Here is a 19,816-nt window from a genome sequence, read left to right on the forward strand (position 1 = left end):
CGTAAGCCGGAAGCGCACCCACCAGGCACTGCCACCGCCCGGCGCGGCCGTGAGCGAGTCGTTCGGTTCCCCTTTTCCTCGGAGGAGTTCTCGTGGTCACCGTAGCCCCGCCCGACACCTGGGTGTACGCCCTTCGGCTGCCGCACGACCCCCGCGCCGCACGGGTCGCACGTATGACCGTGCGGGCGGTGCTCCGTGGGCACGGGAGGGAGGACGTGCTCGAAGCCGTCGAGCTGTTGGCCTCCGAACTGGTCACCAACGCCTACCTGCACACCCGAGGGCCCGCCTCCCTGCGGATGACCGCCCTGAGTGACGGGCGGGTCAGGGTCGGCGTGTGGGACAGCCATCCGTACGTCCCCGCGCCCTTCGCCAAACCGCCCGGGGACCGGGTGCCGCCCGCCGGGGTGGAACGCGAGGGCGGGCGCGGGCTGTACCTCGTGCAGGAGTACGCGGACTGGTGGGGCGGGTGGCCGCTGGAGGGCGGCCGGCTCGGGCGGGGCGGGGGGAAGTTGCTGTGGTTCGAGGTCGGGGGAGGGGGCGCCCGCGGTCTCGGAGGCTGAGCGTCTTCGGTCACTGGAAGGGCAATTCCCATGCAGTGCAAGTGACTTGAGTGACCCGTTGTCAGTGGGCCCCGATACGTTCTGCGTGCGTCGCGGCTCGCGCAGCCGCTCCGCGCACCTCGTGGCCGGTACGACCGGCATGCCCCGGACGACGTAGGGACACCCATGGAACCCGTATTCGCCGACTTCTCCACCGACCCGGCCCAGCTGTCGAACGCCCTGGTCGCCCACCACCGTTGCGGGATCGCCCCCTCGCACCTCGCGCTGGGCGCCGGCGGGTACGTCAGGCTGGACTTCACGGTGGGGGAGCGGGAGGAGGTCGCCGAGGCCGTCGTCGCGGTGACCGTGCTCGGGGCGGGTGCTCCGATGGACGTCCTGCTCAACGGCAAGGCTCTGGCGGAAGAGTTGGCCACGCCGGAGGACGGGGGGCACGGTGACCCGCGGGTCACCGTCCTCAGCGTGCCCGGGGAGCTTCTGGCGGCCGGCGACAACCTGCTCGAGATACGCAACCCCGAGGGCGCGGAGGGACTGCTGCGCCTGCGGGCCGTGACCGTGGACCCCGCGCACGACCGGGAGCGGTCGGAGCGCGCCAGGGCGGCCCGGACGGCCGGGCGGTCGGTCGTCGCCTTCACCACCGAGGTCCGCGCCCCCGGTGCCACCGTCTGGCAGGCCGGCCCCCGGCTGCTCTTCCACATCGACCACATCGACCACATCGACGGGGTCCACAGCGGAGACAGCGGGGAGCGGGCCGTGCCCGCGCACCTCGCCTGGCGCGGGGCGGACGGCTCGGAGGCGGCGATCGGGCTGCGCGCGGACCTGTCCGGTTTCCTGGGGCACCGGACGACCGCCGACGGCGCGGTCGTCGAGTACCGCGGCACCCTCGCCGACCGCCGGGCCTATCCCGAGGGCACGGCCGGGGCTCCGCTGCACCGGTTCTCCACCGAGGAGGGGCACGACGGCGCCTGGTCCCCCTCCGGCGAGCTGCGGCTGCTGCTCGACGACGGCGGGGCGCCCGTGCGGCGCGTGTCCTGGACCGACCGGCGGGGCACCACCGCCTCGGTCGTCCTCGGCTCCGCCGGCGGGCCCGCCGCGCGCGAACCCGTCGGTGAGCTGCGGGACATCACCCGCACGGTCGTCGACGTCGAGGCGAGCGACGAGTTCGACCTGGTGGGCGAGGTCGCGGAGAACCTGCTCACCAGGTCCTGGAGCAAGTGGCTGGCCAACGACGAGACCGCCGAACTGGACTTCACCCTCGAACGCCCCGCCGCCGTCGCCGTCTACCGGCTGACCTCAGCGAACGACGCCCCCGAGCGGGACCCGCGGGACTGGGAGCTCCAGGGGTCGCACGACGGCGGCCACTGGACGACCGTGGACTCCCGCGCCGGCGAACGCTTCCGGCAGCGCCACGAGACCAAGGAGTACGCCGTCGCCTCACCCGCGTCCTACGCCCACTACCGCCTGGGCATCACCTCCAACCAGGGCTCCGACCAGACCCAGCTCTCCCGGGTCCAGTTCCTCGTCGCCGAGGCCCCGGCCGCCGGACCGGCGCGGCGGGCCGCCGACTTCACCGGCTACCGGACACCGCGCGGGGGCGACCCCGTCGGCTACCGGGGCACGAGCGTCCCCGGCCCCTGGTCCGACACCTCCGGCCGCGAGGAGGGGGAGGAAGCGGGGCAGGCCCTGCGGAAGCTGCTCGCCGGCGACCTCGGCGACACGGCCCGCGGCCTGGACGACGCCGCCCGCCTCATCGGCAAGCTGGCGGCGTACCTGAAGAACCCCTGAGGCGGTGGCGGCCGCCGCGACGGGCGGGTCGAGGGCGGTGCGGAGACAGGCATCCGCGCATTCCTGCGTCCTCGGGTCGAGGCGGGTGCGCCGAAGGCCGTGCGCTCGTGGACGGTGCCGGCCGCCTCCGCCGCTACCTGAGATCGATCATCCGGACGGGCTGTCCGGTCGTGCGGGCGATCGTCTCGAAGTCGCGGTCGTAGTGGAGCAGCGTCAGTCCCGCCTCCTCCGCGACGGCCGCGATCAGCAGGTCGACCGGTCCCGCACTGCGGTGTTCGCCCTTGGAGGTGAGCTGCTCCTGGACGACGCGAGCGCGCCGGAAGACGCCGTCGGGCATCGGGCACCAGGTCAGCTCGTTCAGTCGCGCGGCGATGATCTCGCGGTCCTCGGTGGAGCGCGCCGAGTACTGCACCTCCAGCTCGGTGATGTCGCACAGAGCGATCAGTCCGGCGCCGATGCGGCGCTCCCAGTCCTCGGTCGCCCGGCGCAGCAGCACGCGGGCGAGGGCGGAGGTGTCGATGAGGTAGTCGGCCACGCTCAACGGGCGGCACCACCACGGTACGTGCGCTTGTCGAGAAGGGCTTCGGCGTCCAGGCCGCCGTCCGCCGTCAGATCCTGCAGCTCATGGAGGGCGCGCAGGCGGCGGTTGCGTGCCACTATTTCGCGCAGGGCCGTGTTGATCGTGTCGCGCTTGGTCGTGGTCCCCAGCTCCTTGGCGGCCGCTTCCAGCGCTTCGTCGTCGAGGTCGATCACCGTACGGCTCATGACTCTCCTCCATGTATACGCAGGCATGTATCAATGTACCTGATCGAATGTATACGGATGGGTCGTCGGGCGCCCGTCCCGGCTGCTCCTTCAGCCCGGCTGTCGCCGGCCCTCGCAGCGCCCCCCCCGCACCTGCGCGCGTACGCCGGCCGCGTCGTCCGGCCGCCCGCGCGGGGCATCACTCGGCCGGGCGGCCGAAGGTCGTGGCAGGGGGTGCCGGCGTACTCCGGGCAGGGGCGCGACCCCTCGGCCACCGGGCGGGCGGCGTGCTCGCGCGGCCCCGATCCGTTGCTTCATGCTTTTGTCGGGCAAGTGTTTATTCCGACCCCGGGCGCCCCTTTCGGGCGACCTGTTCCCCCCGAATGCAGCACATCACCTCTCGCGCGGCGCTCGTTATGTGGGAGTGACAGAGCAAGAAGAAAGTGGAGAGGCGATCCTGTCTCTGACGGTCGGCGGCCGTGTGTTCACCGGCGCCGGAGTGCAGCTCCGTACCTTCTCGGACCTGCTGGACGACTTCCATGACGCCATCGACGGTATCGAAAGGGAATATCTGAGGGCGACTCGGAGGATTTACGGAGGGGAAAATTCCGTGACGTACCTTCCGTCGCGGTCTCGTGCACTCGACATGACGTCCTGAAAGAGGGCACGGAGAAACTTCAGATGGACAGGTTCAGTAACAACGGCCATTTCTACAACCAGCCTTATGTCCCGAGGGTGGGGGACGAGCCGAGGGGTCCGTACGACAGCATTCCCTTCCCGGTCCAGCAGTCCTGGGACGGCGCACCGCACCCCGCCGCCCGGGACGGCGCACCGCACGCCACCGCCTGGGACAGCTCGTCGCACGCCACCGTGTGGGACGGCGTGCCGCACCCCGCCGCCTGGGACGGCGCACCGCACGCCACCGCCTGGGACGGCGCACCGCACACCGCCGTGCTGGACGGCTGGGACCCGGACGAGGAGCTGGCCGCGATGCTGGCGCCGGCGCAGACCCAGCAGCCACCTCCCGAGCCCCCGCCGCTGCCCCCGCCCTTGCCCCTGGACCGGCCCCACCACCACAGGGGCGAGCGGCGGCGGACGCGTCAGGAGCCGGACCTCCCGGCCGGTCGACGCGTCACCCACGCCACGGTCCTGATCGCCGCGATCTTCGTGTGCGCGGCGTGCCTGCTGGGCTGGTCGGTCTCCTACACCTACGGGCAGCTCCGCGTGATCGCCGAGGGCATGCTGCCCGGCGCGGTGGCGCGGTGGTGGCCGCTCGCGGTGTACGGGCCGTGGTTCGTGGCGGCCCTGTCGATCCTGCGGGCCACCGTCCAGCACCGGCGCGCGCACCGTTCCTGGAGCGTCCTCCTCACGGCCTCGGCGGTGGCCGTGGCCCTGTGCGTCGGCCACTCCTCCCGCTCGCTCATGGCGTTCGTGATGTTCGGGATGCCGCCCGTCACCGCCCTGGTGTGCTTCTGGGAACTCATCGGCCAGGTCTCCTCCCGGCAGGAGGCCCGGCAGGGAGCGCACGCGCAGCGGAGTCCCGGAGCGTGAGGAACCGCCGCCCGGCCGGCCGCCGCGCCACGGGCCGGTGAGGGCGGGACGGCGGGCGGACGGGAGGCCGGCGTCAGGCGTCCTCGCCGCCCGCCAGGCGGCGCAGTACCGTTCCGCACCTGCGGGCGTACGCCTGCTGCAGCTGCCGGGTCGCCGGGCCGCCCGCCCGGGCGTACCACTTGGCCGGGCGGCTGAAGGCCGCGACCGTCAGCCAGACCGTGCCGTCCCCGGTGCGGTCGACGACGAAGGACTCCTCGCCGGATTCCGGGTGGCCGGGGAGCGTGCCGTAGGCCCAGCCGGCGCGGCGGCGTTCCTCGGCCGTCCAGACGACGCGGCACGGGGCCCTGACGACGCCGGCCAGGGTGACCGTGACGTCCACGCCGGGCGCCGCGCGGTCGGCACCCGCGTCGACGCCGACGCCGAGGGCGCGGTGCATCTCCCAGGTGAGGACGGCCTCGGCGGCGCGGCGGAAGACCTCCTCGCCCTCGCCGAGGCGCGTGCGCACGTGCAGGGCGTGGAAGCCGGGCGGGCAGAAGCCGGGCTCGCGGGTGGCGCCGACGTCCTCGTACGTGAAGTCCCCAACTGACATGGGACCCAAGAGTAGGGCGACACCCGGGGAGTCCTCCTCCCGGGTGCCGCCCCGTCTCGTTCGCTCACCTCGGTGACTCACGTCGGTGATTCACCTCGGTGACGCGCGTCAGGCGACGTTGACCGCCGTCCAGGCGGCCGCGACCGCCTTGTACTCCGCGCTGGTGGAGCCGTACAGGGCCGACGCCGCGTTCAGGGTCGCCGTGCGGGCGCCCGCGTAGTTGGTGGTCGACGTCATGTACGTGGTCAGGGCCTTGTACCAGATCTGGGCCGCCTTGGCGCGGCCGATGCCGGTGACCGTGGAGCCGTTGTAGGTGGGGGAGTTGTAGCTGACCCCGTTGATCGTCTTCGCGCCGCTGCCCTCGGACAGGAGGTAGAAGAAGTGGTTCGCCGGGCCGGACGAGTAGTGCACGTCCAGGTTCTTCAGCGTCGACGACCAGTAGTTGGCCGAGGCGCCGTCCTTGCTCGGCTGGTCCATGTAGCGCAGCGGGGTGCCGTTGCCGTTGATGTTGATCTTCTCGCCGATGAGGTAGTCACCGACGTCGGAGGAGTTCGCCGCGTAGAACTCGACGGCCGTGCCGAAGATGTCGGAGGTCGCCTCGTTCAGGCCGCCGGACTCGCCCGAGTAGTTCAGGCCCGCGGTGTTGGAGGTGACGCCGTGGGACATCTCGTGGCCGGCCACGTCCAGCGAGGTGAGCGGCTTGGTGTTGCCGGAGCCGTCGCCGTACGTCATGCAGAAGCAGCTGTCGTCCCAGAACGCGTTGACGTACGCGTTGCCGTAGTGGACGCGGGAGTAGGCGGCGACGCCGTTGTTCTTGATGCCGTTGCGGCCGAAGGTGTTCTTGTAGAAGTCCCAGGTGGTCTGGGCGCCGTAGGCCGCGTCGACCGCCGCCGTCTGGTCCGTGGAGGAGCTGGAGGCCACGCCGGTGCCCCAGACGTTGTCGGCGTCCGTGAAGAGCGTGCCCGCCGAACTGGTCGTGCTGCGCGCCTTGTTGTACGTCTTGTGGCCGCCGCGCGAGGTGTCGTACAGCTGGTACGTCGAGCCCGACAGCGTCGAGCCGATGGTGACCGTGCCGGAGTACAGGCTCTTGCCGGTGCCGGTCTCGACGCCCTGGTACTCGTACAGCTTCTTGCCGGTGGCCGCGTCGGTGATGACGTGCAGCTCGTTGGGGGTGCCGTCGTCCTGGAAGCCGCCGACGACGGTCTCGTAGGCCAGGACCGGCTTGCTGCCGTTGCCCGCCCAGATCACCTTGCGGGGCGCCTGCGAGGCCTCGGTGTCCTCGGAGCCCGCCGCCTTCGCCAGCGACAGCGCCTGGCTCTCGGCCTTGGCCGCGGCGACGGCCGGGCTGGTCGAGGCGACCTTGATGGTGGCGGTCGTCGCCTTGGTGACGCCCTTGTCCGCGCCGGCCGCCGACTCGTGGACGACCAGGTCGCCGCCGAGGACCGGCAGGCCCGCGTAGGTGCGCTCGTAACGGGTGTGGACCGTGCCGTCGGCGTCCTTGACGACGTCCCGGACGACCAGCTTCTCCTGGGCGCCGAGGCCTATCTCCCGCGCGGTGGAGGCGGCGTCGGCCTGCTTGTCCTGGATCAGGGCGGTGCGGGCGGCCGGGGCCAGCGGGGTCGGGACGGCGAGGGGCTTGGCGGCCGTCACGTCCGCGGAGGTCTGGGCGGCGGCGCTGCCGGAGGTGAGTCCGGTGGTCACCAGGGCCCCGGCGGCGACGGCGGTGGCGACGGCCAGGGTGGTGCGCTTGCGACGCGCGTAGAGGGAGGACACACAAGCTCCTTGGGTGTGGGGGTGCCCGGGCGGCGTGGGGTGGCCGGCCGTGGCGGCTGTGAAGTTGTGCGGCGGGTGACAGGAAGACTGGCATCCAGGTCGCGTACATGTCATGACCCCCAAGTGATGTTGGCCGAAAATCGACCAACCGGTGAACATTGCCGTTCTGTTAACGCGCGTGACCTGGGTCAAAGACCAACAGGAGGCGGGCAATCGGATGGCAAAAAGAGGACGCCGCCCCGGGGGGAGAAGCCCCGGGGCGGCGTCCTGCGAGTGGGGGGCGGGCCGGTGTGCGGCCCCCTGTCACGGCACGGCGGAGACCTACGGGAAGGTCAGCGACCAGCCGTTGATGTAGCCCGTGTCCGCGGCCGCGTTGTCCTGGACCCGCAACGTCCAGACACCGTTGGCGACTTCGGAGGACGCGTTCACCGTGTACGTGGTGTTGAGGTTGTCCGAGCTGCCGCCGGTGCCGTACGCCTTCAGCGTGTACACCGTGCCGCTGGGGCCGACCAGCTGCACCCGGAGGTCCCCGACGTAGGTGTGGACGATGTCCACCGCCACCGCGAGGTTCGACGGCGCGTTGCCCGTCCGGCCGGAGACGGTGATCGGCGAGTTGACCGCCGCGCCGTTGTCCGGAATCGATACGTCGGTGGTGGACTCGAAGGAGGTGCCGCCGCCACCGCCACCGGGCCGCGAGCCGACCGCGATGCCCGCCCACGCGTTCTGCACCGCCGTGTACTCGGCGCTCGTCGTGCCGTACAGCTCACCGGCCGCCGCGAGGGTGCCGGTGCGGGCGCCCGCGTAGTTGGTGGTCGAGGTGAACTTCGTGGTCAGCGCGCGGAACCAGATCTTCTCCGCCTTGTCCCGGCCGATGCCGGTGACCGGCAGCCCGTCCGAGGTGGGCGAGTTGTAGGTGACACCGTTGATGGTCTTGGTGCCGCTGCCCTCGCTCAGCAGGTAGAAGAAGTGGTTGGCCGGGCCCGAGGAGTAGTGCACGTCGATCGAGCCGATGCCGGAGTACCAGCTGTCCTTCGACGAGCCGTCCTTGCTCGGCTTGTCCATGTAGCGCAGCGGCGTGCCGTCGCCGTTGATGTTGATCTCCTCGCCGATGAGGTAGTCACCGACGTCGGAGGAGTTGTTGGCGTAGAACTCGACGGTCGAGCCGAAGATGTCCGAGGTCGCCTCGTTCAGGCCGCCGGACTCGCCGCTGTAGTTGAGGCCGGCCGTGTTGGAGGTGAGCCCGTGGGTCATCTCGTGCGCGGCCACGTCGATCGACGTGAGCGGGTTGGCGTTGCCGGAGCCGTCGCCGTACGTCATGCAGAAGCAGCTGTCCGACCAGAACGCGTTCACGTAGTTGTTGCCGTAGTGGACGCGGGAGTACGCGCCGACCCCGTCACCGCGGATGCCGGAACGCCCGTGCACGTTCTTGTAGTAGTCCCAGGTCAGCTGGGCGCCGTAGGCGGCGTCGGCGCCGGCCGACTCCAGGTTCGACGCGCTGCCGTTGCCCCACACGTCGTCGGGGCCGGAGAAGAGCGTGCCGGTGCCGGAGGTGCCGCGGTTGAGGTTGTACGTCTTGTGGCCGCCGCGGGTGCCGTCGGTCAGGTTGTACGTCGACCCGGACTGCGTGCTGCCGATGGTGACCTGACCGCTGTACACCGTGTTGCCGGTGCCGGTCTCGATGGCCTCCCACTCGTACAGCTTCGCACCCGTGGTGGCGTCCGTGACGACGTGCAGCTCCTGCGGGGTCCCGTCGTGCTGGAACCCGCCCACGACCGTCTCGTAGGCCACGGTCGGCGTGCCGTTCGCGGCCCAGATCACCTTGCGGGCCTCGCGGTTGACGGCGGGGCTCTTGGCGTCCTCCGCCTTCGCCGCCGACAGCGCCTGCGCCTCGGCCTTGGCCGCGGACACCTTGGCCGTGGTGGTGGCCGGCTTGATGGCGGCGCGCGTCGCCTTGACCACGGACTCCGTCGCGCCGGCCGGGGTGGACTCGACGACCAGGTCGCCGCCGAGGACCGGCAGGCCCGCGTAGGTGCGCTCGTAGCGCGTGTGGACCGTGCCGTCGGCGTCCTTGACGACGTCCCGGACGACGAGCGCCTCCTGGGCGCCGAGGCCCAGCTCCTTGGCCTGCCGCGCCTTGCCGGCGTTCGCGTCGCGGATCAGCTCGGCGCGCTGGGCGGGGGTCAGGCGGACCGACTCCGAGCCCGGTACCGCCTGGCCCGCCGCCCGCGGCGACTGCTCGGGGGCGGCCGTCGCGGCACCGGACTGCACGGCGGTGGCGATGAGCGCGGAGACGCCGACGAGGGCGAGGGCCGCGACTCTGCGGGAGGGGGTGTGGGGGGTGCGTCTGCGAGGAGAACTGCTGCTCAACACTGACTCCTTCTGCGCGGCCGCGGGTCACGCGGCCGGGGGAGACCGCACGGCGGGTGGGCCGCGCGGGCACAACTAGGGCCGTACGCAGAACAGGTGAAGCTGTGGGGTTGCTGTGGAGTAGCAGTGGGAAGAGTGGCAGCCGACAGCGCTATCTGTCAGGAGCGCGTCAGGAAGTTGGCTGGAAATGGTTCGTTGTCCGGGAGTTCATGTTCGATATACGGAGATATCACCGTGGGGCGCCCGAGGGCCCCGCCGTCGTACGGCGTCCCGTGCGCCGCGCGCACCCCGTGCCCCCGGCCCGCCACGCGCATCCCGTGCGCGCCGCGCACCCCGCGTGTGCCGTCGTACGGCGTGCTACGCGTGCCGCGGCTCCCCGTGCCACGTCCCCCACAGCGCCGCGTACGCCCCGCCCGCCCGCACCAGCTCGTCGTGCGTGCCGAGTTCGGTCAGCCGGCCGCCCTCCATCACGGCGACCCGGTCCGCGTCGTGCGCGGTGTGCAGCCGGTGGGCGATGGCGATGACCGTGCGGCCGCGCAGCACGGCGGCCAGGGCGCGTTCGGTGTGCCGGGCGGTCGTCGGGTCCAGCAGGGCCGTCGCCTCGTCCAGGATCAGCGTGTGCGGGTCCGCCAGCACCACCCGCGCCAGGGCGAGTTGCTGCGCCTGCGAGCCGTCGGTGCGGCGCCGGTCCGCGCCCACCTCCGCGTCCAGGCCGCCGGGCAGCTCCCGCACCCAGCCGGCGGCGCCGACCGTGGCCAGCGCCGCCCACAACTCCTCGTCCGTGGCGGACGGTTCGGCGATCAGGAGGTTCTCGCGGACCGTGCCGAGGAAGACGTGGTGCTCCTGCGTCACCAGGACGACCTGCCGGCGCAGCGTCTCCGGCGCCAGGTCCGCGACCGGCACCCCGCCCACCGTGACCGAGCCCGCCGTCGGCGCGTCCACGCCCGCCAGCAGCCGGCTCAGCGTCGTCTTGCCCGCACCCGACGGTCCCACCACCGCGAGCCGCTCCCCGGGCCGCACCGTCAGGTCCACCCCGCGCAGCACCTCGCCGCCGCGGTCGTAGGCGTACCGCACACCCGTCACGTCGATCCGGTCGCCCGCCGGGACCGGCGCGCCCTCCTGCGGCCCGGACCGCGGGGCCGCGGCCAGCCCCTCCATCCGCGCGAACGAGGCGCCACTGCCCTGGAGCTGCTCGACGCGCATCAGGATCTCGTCGAGCGGCTCGGTGAACTGCCGCAGGTACAGGGCCGCCGCCACCACCGCCCCGAGGCTGGGGCCGCCCCGCGCGTGCAGGGCCCCGCCCACCAGCAGGACCCCCGCCACGGGCAGGGAGTACGACACCTCCACCACCGGGAAGAACACGCTCCGCAGGAACAGCGTGCGGAACCGCGTACGGCGCGAGACCTCCAGGGCGTCCCGGCTCGCCGCCGTCCGCCGCTCCTGGAGCCGGAAGGCCTCCACCGTGCGGGCCCCGGCCGCGGTCTCCGCGAGGACGTCGGCGACCTCCGAGGTGGCCGCGCCCTCGGCGAGGTACCCGGCGCGCGCCCGCCGCAGGTACCAGCGCAGCACCCACCAGATCGGCGTCAGCGCGAGCACCCCGACCGCGCCGAGCAGCGGGTCGATCAGGAACACCGCGCCCAGCAGCAGCGACGCCTGCGCGGCGCAGACCAGCAGCTCGGGCCCGGCGTCCCGCAGCGTCGTGCCCACGGCCGCCACGTCGGCGGTGCCGCGGGTGGTGAGGTCGCCGGCGCCGGCCCGCTCCACGACCGACGCGGGCAGCGCCAGCGTCCGCTCCACGAAGCTCTCCCGCACCCGCGCGAGCGCCCGCTCCCCGAACCGGTGTCCCGCGTACCGGGCCCAGCGGGCCAGCAGCAGCTGTCCCAGCGCGCACCCCAGGATGGCCGGAGCCAGCCGGTCCACCGCCGCGACCCCGCCGCCGGAGCGCACCTCGTCGATGATCCGGCCGAGCAGCCAGGGCCCGGCCAGACCGGCCGCGGCCGCCAGCACGTTGAGCGCCAGGACGGCGGCGAAGGCCCGCCCGTCGGCCCGCACGAGACGGGCGGTCGCCCGCCGCACCTCGGCGGGCGAGGCCACCGGGAGCCGCCCCGCGGCCTCCCCGCCGCCGCCCCCGGCCGGGGGCTTCCCCGCCGACGCCCTCCCGGCTGGGGCCTTCCCGGCCGGTCGGCCCGATCCGCCCGACGTCATCGCACAGCCTCCTCGGCGATGCCGTCCCCCGGCCCGCTGCCGTCCTGCGGGCCCTGCGCGGCCTGCATGTCCTGTGTGGTCTTCGTGCCCTGTGCGCCTCGAGCGCTCCGCGCGGCCCGTGGGCCCCGTGCGACCGGCGCGGCCCGTGGGCCCCGTGCGACCGGCGCGTCCTGTGGGGCCCGCGCGTCCTGCGATCCCCCCGCGGCCTGCGGGTCCTCCGTGTCCTCCGTGTCCCGCGAGGCCGGTGCGTCCCGCGTGACCTCCGCGTCCTCGGGGTGCTCCGGGGGCTCGGTGCCCCCGGGGGCGTAGGTGCCCTCGGGGGCGTAGGTGCCCTCGGGGGCGTAGGTGCCCTCGGGGGCGTAGGTGCCCTCGGGGTCGTCGGGGTCCCGCGCCACCAGCGCCCGGTAGCCCGGCTCCGTCTCCAGCAGCACCCGGTGCCGGCCGCTCGCCGCCACCTTGCCGTCGACCAGGTACAGCACCCGGTCCGCGTGGTCGAGCAGCAGCGGGGAGGTGCTCGTCACGACGGTCGTGCGGCCGGCGCGCGCTCCGCGCAGCCGCCGCGCGATCGCCGCCTCGGTGTGCGCGTCGAGCGCCGACGTCGGCTCGACGGCGAGCAGCACCTCGGGGTCGGCGAGCAGCGCCCGCACCAGCCGTACGCGCTGCCGCTGGCCGCCGGACAGGCTGCGGCCCCGCGCCGCCACGGGGGAGTCGAGCCCCTCCGGCAGGCCCTGCACGATGTCCTCGGCGGCGGCCGCCCGCAGCGCCCGGTCGATCTCCTCGGCGGACGGCTCGCGCCGCCCGCCCACCAGCTCGCGCAGGCTGCCGGCGAACAGGTCCGCCTCGTTGTCGGCGACCAGGATCCGCTCCCTGACCCGTGCCGGTCCCACCTCGTCGAGGCGCACGCCGCCCCAGGTGACGTCGGTCGGCCCGTACCGGCCCAGCCGGTCGATCACGGCGGCCGTCTCGGCGGGCCGCGCGCCGGCCAGCGCCGTCAGCAGGCCGGGTACGACCCGCACGCCCGAGTCGGGGTCGTACAGCACCGCCGGCCCGACGGGCGCCTCGGCGGTACCGGTGTCGGGGTCCGGCTCCAGCCGCAGCAGCCGGACGACCCGGCGGGCGGCGACCACGCCCCGGCTGACCTGGTAGCCCATGTCCACGATGAACGAGACCGGGCCGACCAGCACGGCCACGTAGCCGTACACCGCCACCAGCTCGCCGACCGTCAGCTCGCCCCGCGCCGCGAGCCGGGCCGCCAGCCAGGTCACCACGGCGAGGAACACCGTCGGCAGGCCCACGCCGAGGGCCTGCATCCAGCTGGTGACCGAGCCGACCCGGTAGCCCTGGGCGCGCAGCCGCTGCGAGTCGCGGTGGAAGGCGTCCGCGAACAGGCCCTTGCCGCCGAGGCCGTTGAGCACCCGCAGGCCGCCCGCGAGGTCGCCGATCCGCGCGGTGAGCATCCCCTGCCGCTCCCGGTACTCGGCCTCGGCGCCCTGGAGCCGGCCCATCAGGGGGCCGACCAGCACGGCGATCACCGGCATCCCCAGCAGCACGACCGCCGCGAGCAGCGGCGAGACCGACAGCAGCACCCCGGCGACGACGACGTAGACGACGACCGCTCCGACGCCCGGCCCGAGCACCGTCAGGGCCGTGGCGATGGGCTGCACGTCGCCGACGCCGATCGTGACCACCTCCCCGGCCCCGACCCGGCGCGGCAGCGCGGCGCCCAGCCGGACCATGTGCCCGACGACCACCTTCACCGTGCGGAAGTTGGCGTCCATGCGCACCCGGGTCATGACGCGGTGCCGCATGATGCTCACCCAGGAGTTGAACGCCCCCACCAGCACCAGGGCGGTCGTCCAGCCCGCCAGCGCGGCCGTGTCGCCCCGCTCCAGCCCGTCGTCGACCGCCCTCGACATCAGGTACGGCGCGACCGCCATCAGCACCATCCAGACGCTGGACAGCACCGCTCCCCCCACCGCCCGCCCCGGCTGGCGGCAGGTCAGCCACCACAGGTACGACCAGCCGCCGCGGCGGTCGGGCGTGCCGGGGTCGGCGTGGGCGTCGATCAGCGGCCGTCGCGCCCGCCGCTCCCTCAGCACCTCCACGACCCTCACGATCCCCGGGCCCCTCACGCGAGACTGTCCCGCCAGGCGCGGTGCAGGTCCGCGAACCGGCCGGTCCCCGCGACGAGTTCGGCCGGGGTGCCGTCCTCGACGATCCTTCCGCGCTCCATGACGAGCACCCGGTCGGCGATCTCCACCGTCGACAGCCGGTGCGCGATCACCACCGCCGTACGGCCCTTCAGGACCGTCGCCATCGCCGCCTGCACGGCCCGCTCGCCGGGCACGTCGAGCGAACTGGTCGCCTCGTCGAGGATCAGCACCGCCGGGTCGGCGAGCAACGCCCGCGCGAACGAGACGAGTTGGCGCTGGCCGGCGGAGATGCGGCCGCCGCGCCTGCGGACGTCCGTGTCGTAGCCGTCGGGCAGGGCGCTGATGAACTCGTGCGCGCCGATGGCCTTCGCCGCCCGCTCGACGTCCTCCCGGCTCGCGTCCGGCCGCCCGAGCGCGATGTTGTCGGCGACCGTCCCGGAGAACAGGAACGCCTCCTGCGTCACCATGACCACCCCGCGCCGCAGCTCGGCCGTCGCCAGCTCGCGCAGGTCGACGCCGTCGAGCAGCACCCGGCCCGCCGTCGGGTCGTAGAAGCGGGCGAGGAGCTTGGCCAGGGTGGACTTCCCGGCGCCGGTCGAGCCGACCACCGCGACGGTCTGTCCGGCGGGCAGGGTGAGGTCGAAGCGGGGGAGGACCTCGCCGCCGGTGCGGTAGCCGAAGCCGACGCCGTCGAAGACGACCTCGCGGCCGGGCAGGCCCGACCGGCGGGCCGGCAGCTCCCGGGGCACGGCCGGCTCGGGCACGGACGGCTCCTGCGCCAGCAGTCCCGCGATCTTCTCCAGGGAGGCGGCCGCCGACTGGTAGGAGTTGAGGAACATGCCGAGCCGGTCGATCGGGTCGTACAGCCGCCGCAGGTACAGCACCGCCGCGGCCAGCACGCCCAGCGCCAGCGAACCGTCCGCCACCCGCCGGGCGCCCCACAGCACGATCAGCGCGACGGCGGTGTTGGCGACCAGCCGGGAACCGACGACGTAGCGGGCCATCTCCAGCAGCGCGTCGCCGTTGGTCCGCTCGTGCCGCTGGTTCAGCACCCGGAAGTCGGCCTCGTTGACGGCCTCGCGGCGGAACGCGCGCACCGGCCGGATGCCGTTGACCGTCTCCACGAACTTCACGATCACGGCCGCGATGGCCGTGGACCGGACGGTGAACACCCGGCCCGCGCGCCGCCGGTAGACCCGGACGAGGAGGTACAGCGGCCCGAACGAGGCCACCGCCACCGCGCCGAGGCCCAGGTCCAGCCAGAGCAGCATCGCCGAGATGTAGAGGAAGGACAGGACGACCGTCACCAGCTCCTGGAGGCCCTCGCTGAGCAGTTCGCGCAGCGACTCCACGTCGGTGGTGGAGCGGGAGATGAGCCGGCCCGAGGTGTAGCGCTCGTGGAAGTCGACGCTCAGCGCCTGCGCGTGCCGGAAGATCCGGCCGCGCAGATCGAGCAGCACGTCCTGGTTGACGCGGGCGGAGGCGACCAGGAACGCGTACTGGAGCCCGCCGCCGGCCAGCGCGCACCCCAGGTAGCCGGCGCCCACCGCGACCAGCGGCCCGAGGTCGTCCTCCCGGAACGCCGGCACGGCACGGTCGATGGCGTACGCCACCAGCAGCGGCCCCGCCTGCACGGCCGCCTGCTGGAGCAGCAGCAGGAACGTGGTGAGGGCGACGCGTGCCCTCATCGGGGCGAGCAGCGAGCGCAGCAGGGCGCCGGTGGCGCCCGGCGGGGTCGGCAGGACGTCCCGGTCGAAGGCGTCGGCCTCCTGCGGGGCGGCCGCCGGGTCCCGCTCGTCACCGGCGGTGGGGGAGGCGGTCGTGGGCGCGGTCATCGGCGGTCGGCCTCCTGGTCCCCGGACATCAGACGGGCGTACTCGGCGTGGGTGCGGAGCAGTTCGTGGTGGGTGCCCACGGCGGTGATGCGGCCGCCCGACAGCAGGGCGACCCGGTCGGCGAGCAGCACGGTGGAGGGCCGGTGCGCGACGATCAGCGCGGTCGTGTCGGCGAGGACGCGGCGCAGGGCGGCCTCCACGGCGGCCTCCGTGTGGACGTCCAGCGCGGACAGCGGGTCGTCGAGCACGAGGAACCGGGGCCGGCCCACGACCGCCCGCGCCAGCGCGAGGCGCTGCCGCTGCCCGCCCGACAGGCTCAGCCCCTGCTCGCCGACCTGGGTGCGGGTGCCCTGCGGCAGCGCGTGCACGAACTCGGCCCGGGCGACGGCCAGCGCCCGCTCCAGGTCGCCGTCGTCGGCGCCGTCGCCGGCGCCCATCAGCACGTTCTCCCCGACGCTCGCGGAGAACAGCGTCGGCTCCTCGAAGGCGACGGCCACCTTCGCGCGCAGCTCCTCGCGGGGCATCGCGGTGATGTCCTCGCCGTCGAGCGTGATCCACCCGGAGGTCACCTCGTGCAGCCGCGGCACGAGCGCGGTGAGCGTGGTCTTGCCGCTGCCGGTCGTGCCCACCAGCGCCATGGACTCGCCGGGCCTGACGTGCAGGTCGACCCGGTCGAGGACGGGCGGGGAACCGGGCTCGGCGTCGGGGTAGCGGAAGGTGACCCCGTGGAACCGCAGGCCCCCCTCGTGGAGCGGCCCGTGCCGGCCGGGGGCCGCCGGAGCCGACGGCGGGTCCTCCGCGACCGGGGCCGGGGACGGGGCCGATACCGGAACCGCCGAGGCGGAGGCCGAGGCGGGTGCCGGTGCCGGCGCCCGCCCGACGGGCGCCCCGTCGTCCTCCGGCTCCGCGTCCATCACCTCGAAGTACCGTTCCGTGGCCGTCGCCGCCTCCTGGCTCATCGCCAGCAGGAAGCCGATGGAGTCCACCGGCCACCGCAGGGCGAGGGCCGTGGAGAGGAAGGCGACCAGCGTGCCCGCGGACAGTTCGCCGTCCGCCACCCGCACCGTCCCCAGCACCAGCGCCGCGCCGATCGCCAGCTCGGGCAGGGTCACGATGACCGCCCAGATCGTCGCCAGCAGCCGTGCCTTGTGCAGTTCCGTCCCGCGCAGCGTCGACGACAGCTCGTGGAAGGCCCGCGCCTGGCTGCGGTGCCGGCCGAACCCCTTGACGACCCGGATGCCGAGGACGCTCTCCTCGACGACCGTCGTCAGGTCGCCGACCTGGTCCTGGGCGCGTCGCGCCACGCGCGCGTACCGGTTCTCGAAGATCACGCACATGACGACCACGGGGATCGCGGGCCCGAGGACGACCAGCCCGAGCACCCAGTCCTGGAGCAGCATGATGGTCACGCCGACGAGGATCGTCACCCCGTTGACCAGGAGGAACGTCAGCGGGAAGGCGAGGAACATGCGCAGCAGCATCAGATCGGTGGTGGCCCGGGACAGCAGCTGCCCCGACGCCCACCGGTCGTGGAAGGCCACCGGCAGCCGCTGGAGGTGCCGGTACAGGCCGGCCCGCATCTCCGCCTCGACGTGCGACAGCGGACGTGCCACCAGCCAGCGTCGCAGCCCGAACAGGAGCGCCTCCGCGATCCCGAGCAGCAGCAGGTACAGCGCGCCCAGCCAGACACCGCCGGGGTCCCGGTCCGCGACCGGCCCGTCCACCGTCCACTTGAGGACGAGCGGGATCACCAGCCCCGTGCAGGAGGCGACGACCGCGACGGCCGCGGCGGTGAACAGCCGCGCCCGGACGGGCCGTACGTACGGCCACAGGCGCAGCAACGTCCTTACGGCGGAACGGTCCTTGGCGGGTGCAGGTGTCGTGGGCATCAGGAGCGAGCCTACGGACAGCCACTGACGACGCCCACCGAGTTTCGGCCGGGTCCGGCTCGGTCCTCGGACCTACGACCTGCGCGTTCGGGCTCTCGAACCGCTCGTGCCGGGGGCCGGCGGCAGGCCGGTGTCATCCGATCGGCCGATGCGGTTCCGGTCCGGTCGGGGGCGATCGGGGGCGATCGCGGGCGGGCCGGGAGCGGTCGGCCGGCAGTGCGCGGCCCGCGGCGGCCGACCCGGGGAGGGGCCGCGGGGGAGAGCCGTGGGAAAGGAACCGTAGGGGAGGCGCCGTAGGGGAGGGGCACAAGGGGAGAGGCCGTAGGGAGGGGCCCCGTGGGGGAGGGGGGAGGGCCCGCCCGGTCAGCGGTCGGCGACGCGCATCTCGAACCAGGTCGTCTTGCCGCGCGGCAGCAGGTCGACGCCCCAGCGGTCGGACAGCGTGTCGACGAGGAACAGTCCCCGGCCGCTGACGTCCATCTCCTGGACCGGCATCAGACAGGGCAGCCCCCGTGAGGGGTCCCGGACCTCGACCCGGATCCAGCCCCGCCGTCTGCGCAGGCGCAGCCCGAAGACACGGGCCCCGGTGTGGCGTACGGCGTTGCCGACGAGTTCCGAGACGAGCAGGACGGCGTCCTCGGTCGTCCTGGGGGAGAGCTGCCAGCGGCGGAGGACGACGACCTGGGTGAGGCGGCGGGCCGTGGCGGCGGATTCGGGGCGGGACGGCAGCCGGACTTCCGCGTCCGTGGGGTCACCGAACAACTCCAGCGCCTTGAGCGCCTCTTCGTCCTCGACCGCGGGCGACCAGCGTGCCGCGCCCACACGCCCGTGCCCCCGCGGCTGTTCGATGTCCTCCAGCCCCGCCATGCCCCCATCATGGCGGCCCGGGGCCCGGCGCGGGGCCGTTCCCGGGGAATACGCCCCCCGGAAGCCCTCATTCCGTGCGAATCGGTCGGCGTGCGCCCGGGGTGTCCGGGCGCTGGGGAAACCCGCGCTGACCTGCGATGACGTCTCTCCGGGAGAGGGTCCGCGGGCCCCTCGGCAGGGTGGGCCCGGGGTCGCCTCGCGGCGTGGGGGAAACGCCCTGCCGGGGGACCCGGAGAGCACCCGGACGGCCCTCGGAAGAGGGACCGGGCGGGGGCGGACGGGGCGTCGGCCGGCGTTCCGGGCGGGAAACCGGCCGCGCCCCGGATGAGACATCCCGTCAATTGCAAGGGTTTCCGGGGGCCTTCGGCGAGACGAGTCTCACACCGGACCCGTCCGGGGGCCGGGCCGCGGCCTCACTGGAACTTCGCCTTGCCCGGCCCTTCCTCCACGAAGCTGCGCATGCCGGTCTCCCGGTCGGGGGTGGCGAACAGGCCCGCGAACCAGTTCCGTTCCACCGTGAGGCCCGTCTCGATGTCCGTCTCCAGACCGGTGTCGATCGACTCCTTGGCCGCCCGCAGCGCGAGCGCCGGCCCCTGCGCCAGCTTCGCCGCCCACGCGTGCGCCTGCGCGTACACCTCGTCGGCCGGGACCACCCGGTCCACCAGCCCCAGCGTCAGCGCCTCGTCCGCCTTGACCATGCGGCCGGTGAAGATCAGGTCCTTCGCCTTGGACGGGCCGACCAGCCGGGACAGCCGCTGGGTGCCCCCCGCGCCCGGGATCAGGCCGAGCAGGATCTCCGGCTGGCCCAGCTTCGCGTTGTCCGCGGCGATCCGGAAGTCCGCGCACAGCGCCAGCTCGCAGCCGCCGCCCAGGGCGTACCCGGTCACGGCCGCGACCACCGGCTTGGGGATGCGGGCCACCGCCGTGAAGGCGTCCTGGAGGGCGCGGGCGCGCAGGACCATGGCCGTGTGGTCCATGAGCTGCATCTCCTTGATGTCCGCGCCCGCCGCGAACACCTTCTCGCCGCCGTACACGACGACGGCCCGTACGTCGTCACGGCGACCCGCCTCCTCGGCGAGTTCCTTGAGCCGGTCCTGGGTGGCGACGTTCAGCGCGTTCATGGGCGGGCGGTCCAGGCGCAGCGTGCCGACGCCCTCGGCGACTTCGAGATTCACGGTCATGCGCAGCAGGTTAACGGGGACTAACGGCGGTGGGCCGGGTGCGGTGGGTCACATGCGTCCGGCCGGGGGTCCGGGGGGTGTCCCCCGGAGGGTGCGGCACGGGGCGGCTCCGCGGCAGAGCCCCACCGCCCTGTCCTGTCGTCCCCTTCCCTCGGGGTGCGGCACGGGGACCGACGGCGGCGGGGGGGCGGGGGGGGGGGGGCGGCCCCCCCCCCCCCCCCCCCCCCCCCCCCCCCCCCCCCCCCCCCCCCGGGCGGGGGGGGGGGGGGGGGCCGCCGCCCCCCCCCCCCCCCCCCCCCCCGGCCCGCACGCGCGCGCCC

General features: G+C 74.0%; 13 protein-coding genes and 1 pseudogene. 3 read left to right on the forward strand and 11 right to left on the reverse strand.

The genetic code is table 11. From position 1 onward, the window contains the following. The first annotated feature begins 92 nt into the window (after positions 1–92). Both ACF09K_RS33815 and ACF09K_RS33820 read left to right on the forward strand, forming a co-directional pair. On the forward strand, positions 93–560 hold the full coding sequence (locus ACF09K_RS33815; RefSeq protein WP_392249170.1) for an ATP-binding protein: 468 nt from the start codon (positions 93–95) through the stop codon (positions 558–560). 165 nt (positions 561–725) lie between these two features. After that, positions 726–2,342 carry an alpha-1,2-mannosidase gene (locus ACF09K_RS33820; RefSeq protein ID WP_392249171.1) on the forward strand — a complete coding sequence of 539 codons (1,617 nt, stop codon included), beginning with the start codon at positions 726–728 and terminating at the stop codon, positions 2,340–2,342. Between the two features lie 133 nt (positions 2,343–2,475). On the opposite strand, the gene ACF09K_RS33825 is transcribed toward ACF09K_RS33820, so the two are convergent. Then, positions 2,476–2,883, reverse strand: coding sequence for a PIN domain nuclease (locus ACF09K_RS33825; protein ID WP_392249172.1), 408 nt, complete (start codon positions 2,881–2,883; stop codon positions 2,476–2,478). Beyond that, a complete protein-coding gene (locus ACF09K_RS33830; protein ID WP_392249173.1) occupies positions 2,880–3,107 on the reverse strand; it encodes a type II toxin-antitoxin system VapB family antitoxin in 228 nt (75 codons plus the stop codon). The genes ACF09K_RS33825 and ACF09K_RS33830 overlap by 4 nt, the downstream gene beginning before the upstream one ends. Positions 3,108–3,767: 660 nt before the next feature. Here ACF09K_RS33830 and ACF09K_RS33835 point away from each other — a divergent pair. Then, positions 3,768–4,637, forward strand: a complete 870-nt coding sequence (locus ACF09K_RS33835) for a DUF2637 domain-containing protein (RefSeq protein WP_392249174.1) — start codon at positions 3,768–3,770, stop codon at positions 4,635–4,637. A 73-nt stretch (positions 4,638–4,710) separates the two neighbouring features. On the opposite strand, the gene ACF09K_RS33840 is transcribed toward ACF09K_RS33835, so the two are convergent. From ACF09K_RS33840 to ACF09K_RS33880, 9 genes and pseudogenes are all read right to left on the reverse strand, one after another. Continuing rightward, positions 4,711–5,226 carry a DUF1990 family protein gene (locus tag ACF09K_RS33840; protein ID WP_392249175.1) on the reverse strand — a complete coding sequence of 172 codons (516 nt, stop codon included), beginning with the start codon at positions 5,224–5,226 and terminating at the stop codon, positions 4,711–4,713. 108 nt (positions 5,227–5,334) lie between these two features. Beyond that, positions 5,335–6,999 (reverse strand): M4 family metallopeptidase, encoded by a 1,665-nt coding sequence (locus ACF09K_RS33845; RefSeq protein WP_392249176.1) that lies wholly within the window; start codon positions 6,997–6,999, stop codon positions 5,335–5,337. Between the two features lie 321 nt (positions 7,000–7,320). Further along, positions 7,321–9,369 carry a M4 family metallopeptidase gene (locus tag ACF09K_RS33850; protein WP_392249177.1) on the reverse strand — a complete coding sequence of 683 codons (2,049 nt, stop codon included), beginning with the start codon at positions 9,367–9,369 and terminating at the stop codon, positions 7,321–7,323. A 354-nt stretch (positions 9,370–9,723) separates the two neighbouring features. After that, positions 9,724–11,571 carry an ABC transporter ATP-binding protein gene (locus tag ACF09K_RS33855; protein WP_392249178.1) on the reverse strand — a complete coding sequence of 616 codons (1,848 nt, stop codon included), beginning with the start codon at positions 11,569–11,571 and terminating at the stop codon, positions 9,724–9,726. A 374-nt stretch (positions 11,572–11,945) separates the two neighbouring features. Continuing rightward, positions 11,946–13,640: pseudogene (locus ACF09K_RS33860) on the reverse strand (ABC transporter ATP-binding protein); the annotation flags it as partial. A gap of 59 nt (positions 13,641–13,699) precedes the next feature. Further along, complete coding sequence (locus ACF09K_RS33865; protein WP_392249179.1) at positions 13,700–15,559, reverse strand: ABC transporter ATP-binding protein; 1,860 nt, start codon at positions 15,557–15,559, stop codon at positions 13,700–13,702. Continuing rightward, on the reverse strand, positions 15,556–17,448 hold the full coding sequence (locus tag ACF09K_RS33870) for an ABC transporter ATP-binding protein (RefSeq protein ID WP_392249180.1): 1,893 nt from the start codon (positions 17,446–17,448) through the stop codon (positions 15,556–15,558). Before ACF09K_RS33870 ends, ACF09K_RS33865 begins: the two co-directional genes overlap by 4 nt. A gap of 363 nt (positions 17,449–17,811) precedes the next feature. Continuing rightward, the gene (locus tag ACF09K_RS33875) at positions 17,812–18,315 is read right to left on the reverse strand and encodes an ATP-binding protein (RefSeq protein ID WP_392249181.1); all 504 of its coding nucleotides are present in this window, start codon (positions 18,313–18,315) and stop codon (positions 17,812–17,814) included. Positions 18,316–18,728: 413 nt separating this feature from the next. Continuing rightward, a complete protein-coding gene (locus tag ACF09K_RS33880; protein ID WP_392249182.1) occupies positions 18,729–19,496 on the reverse strand; it encodes an enoyl-CoA hydratase/isomerase family protein in 768 nt (255 codons plus the stop codon). Between the last annotated feature and the right edge of the window lie 320 nt (positions 19,497–19,816).

This window comes from Streptomyces sp. NPDC014882 (assembly GCF_043081325.1).
Classification (GTDB): domain Bacteria; phylum Actinomycetota; class Actinomycetes; order Streptomycetales; family Streptomycetaceae; genus Streptomyces.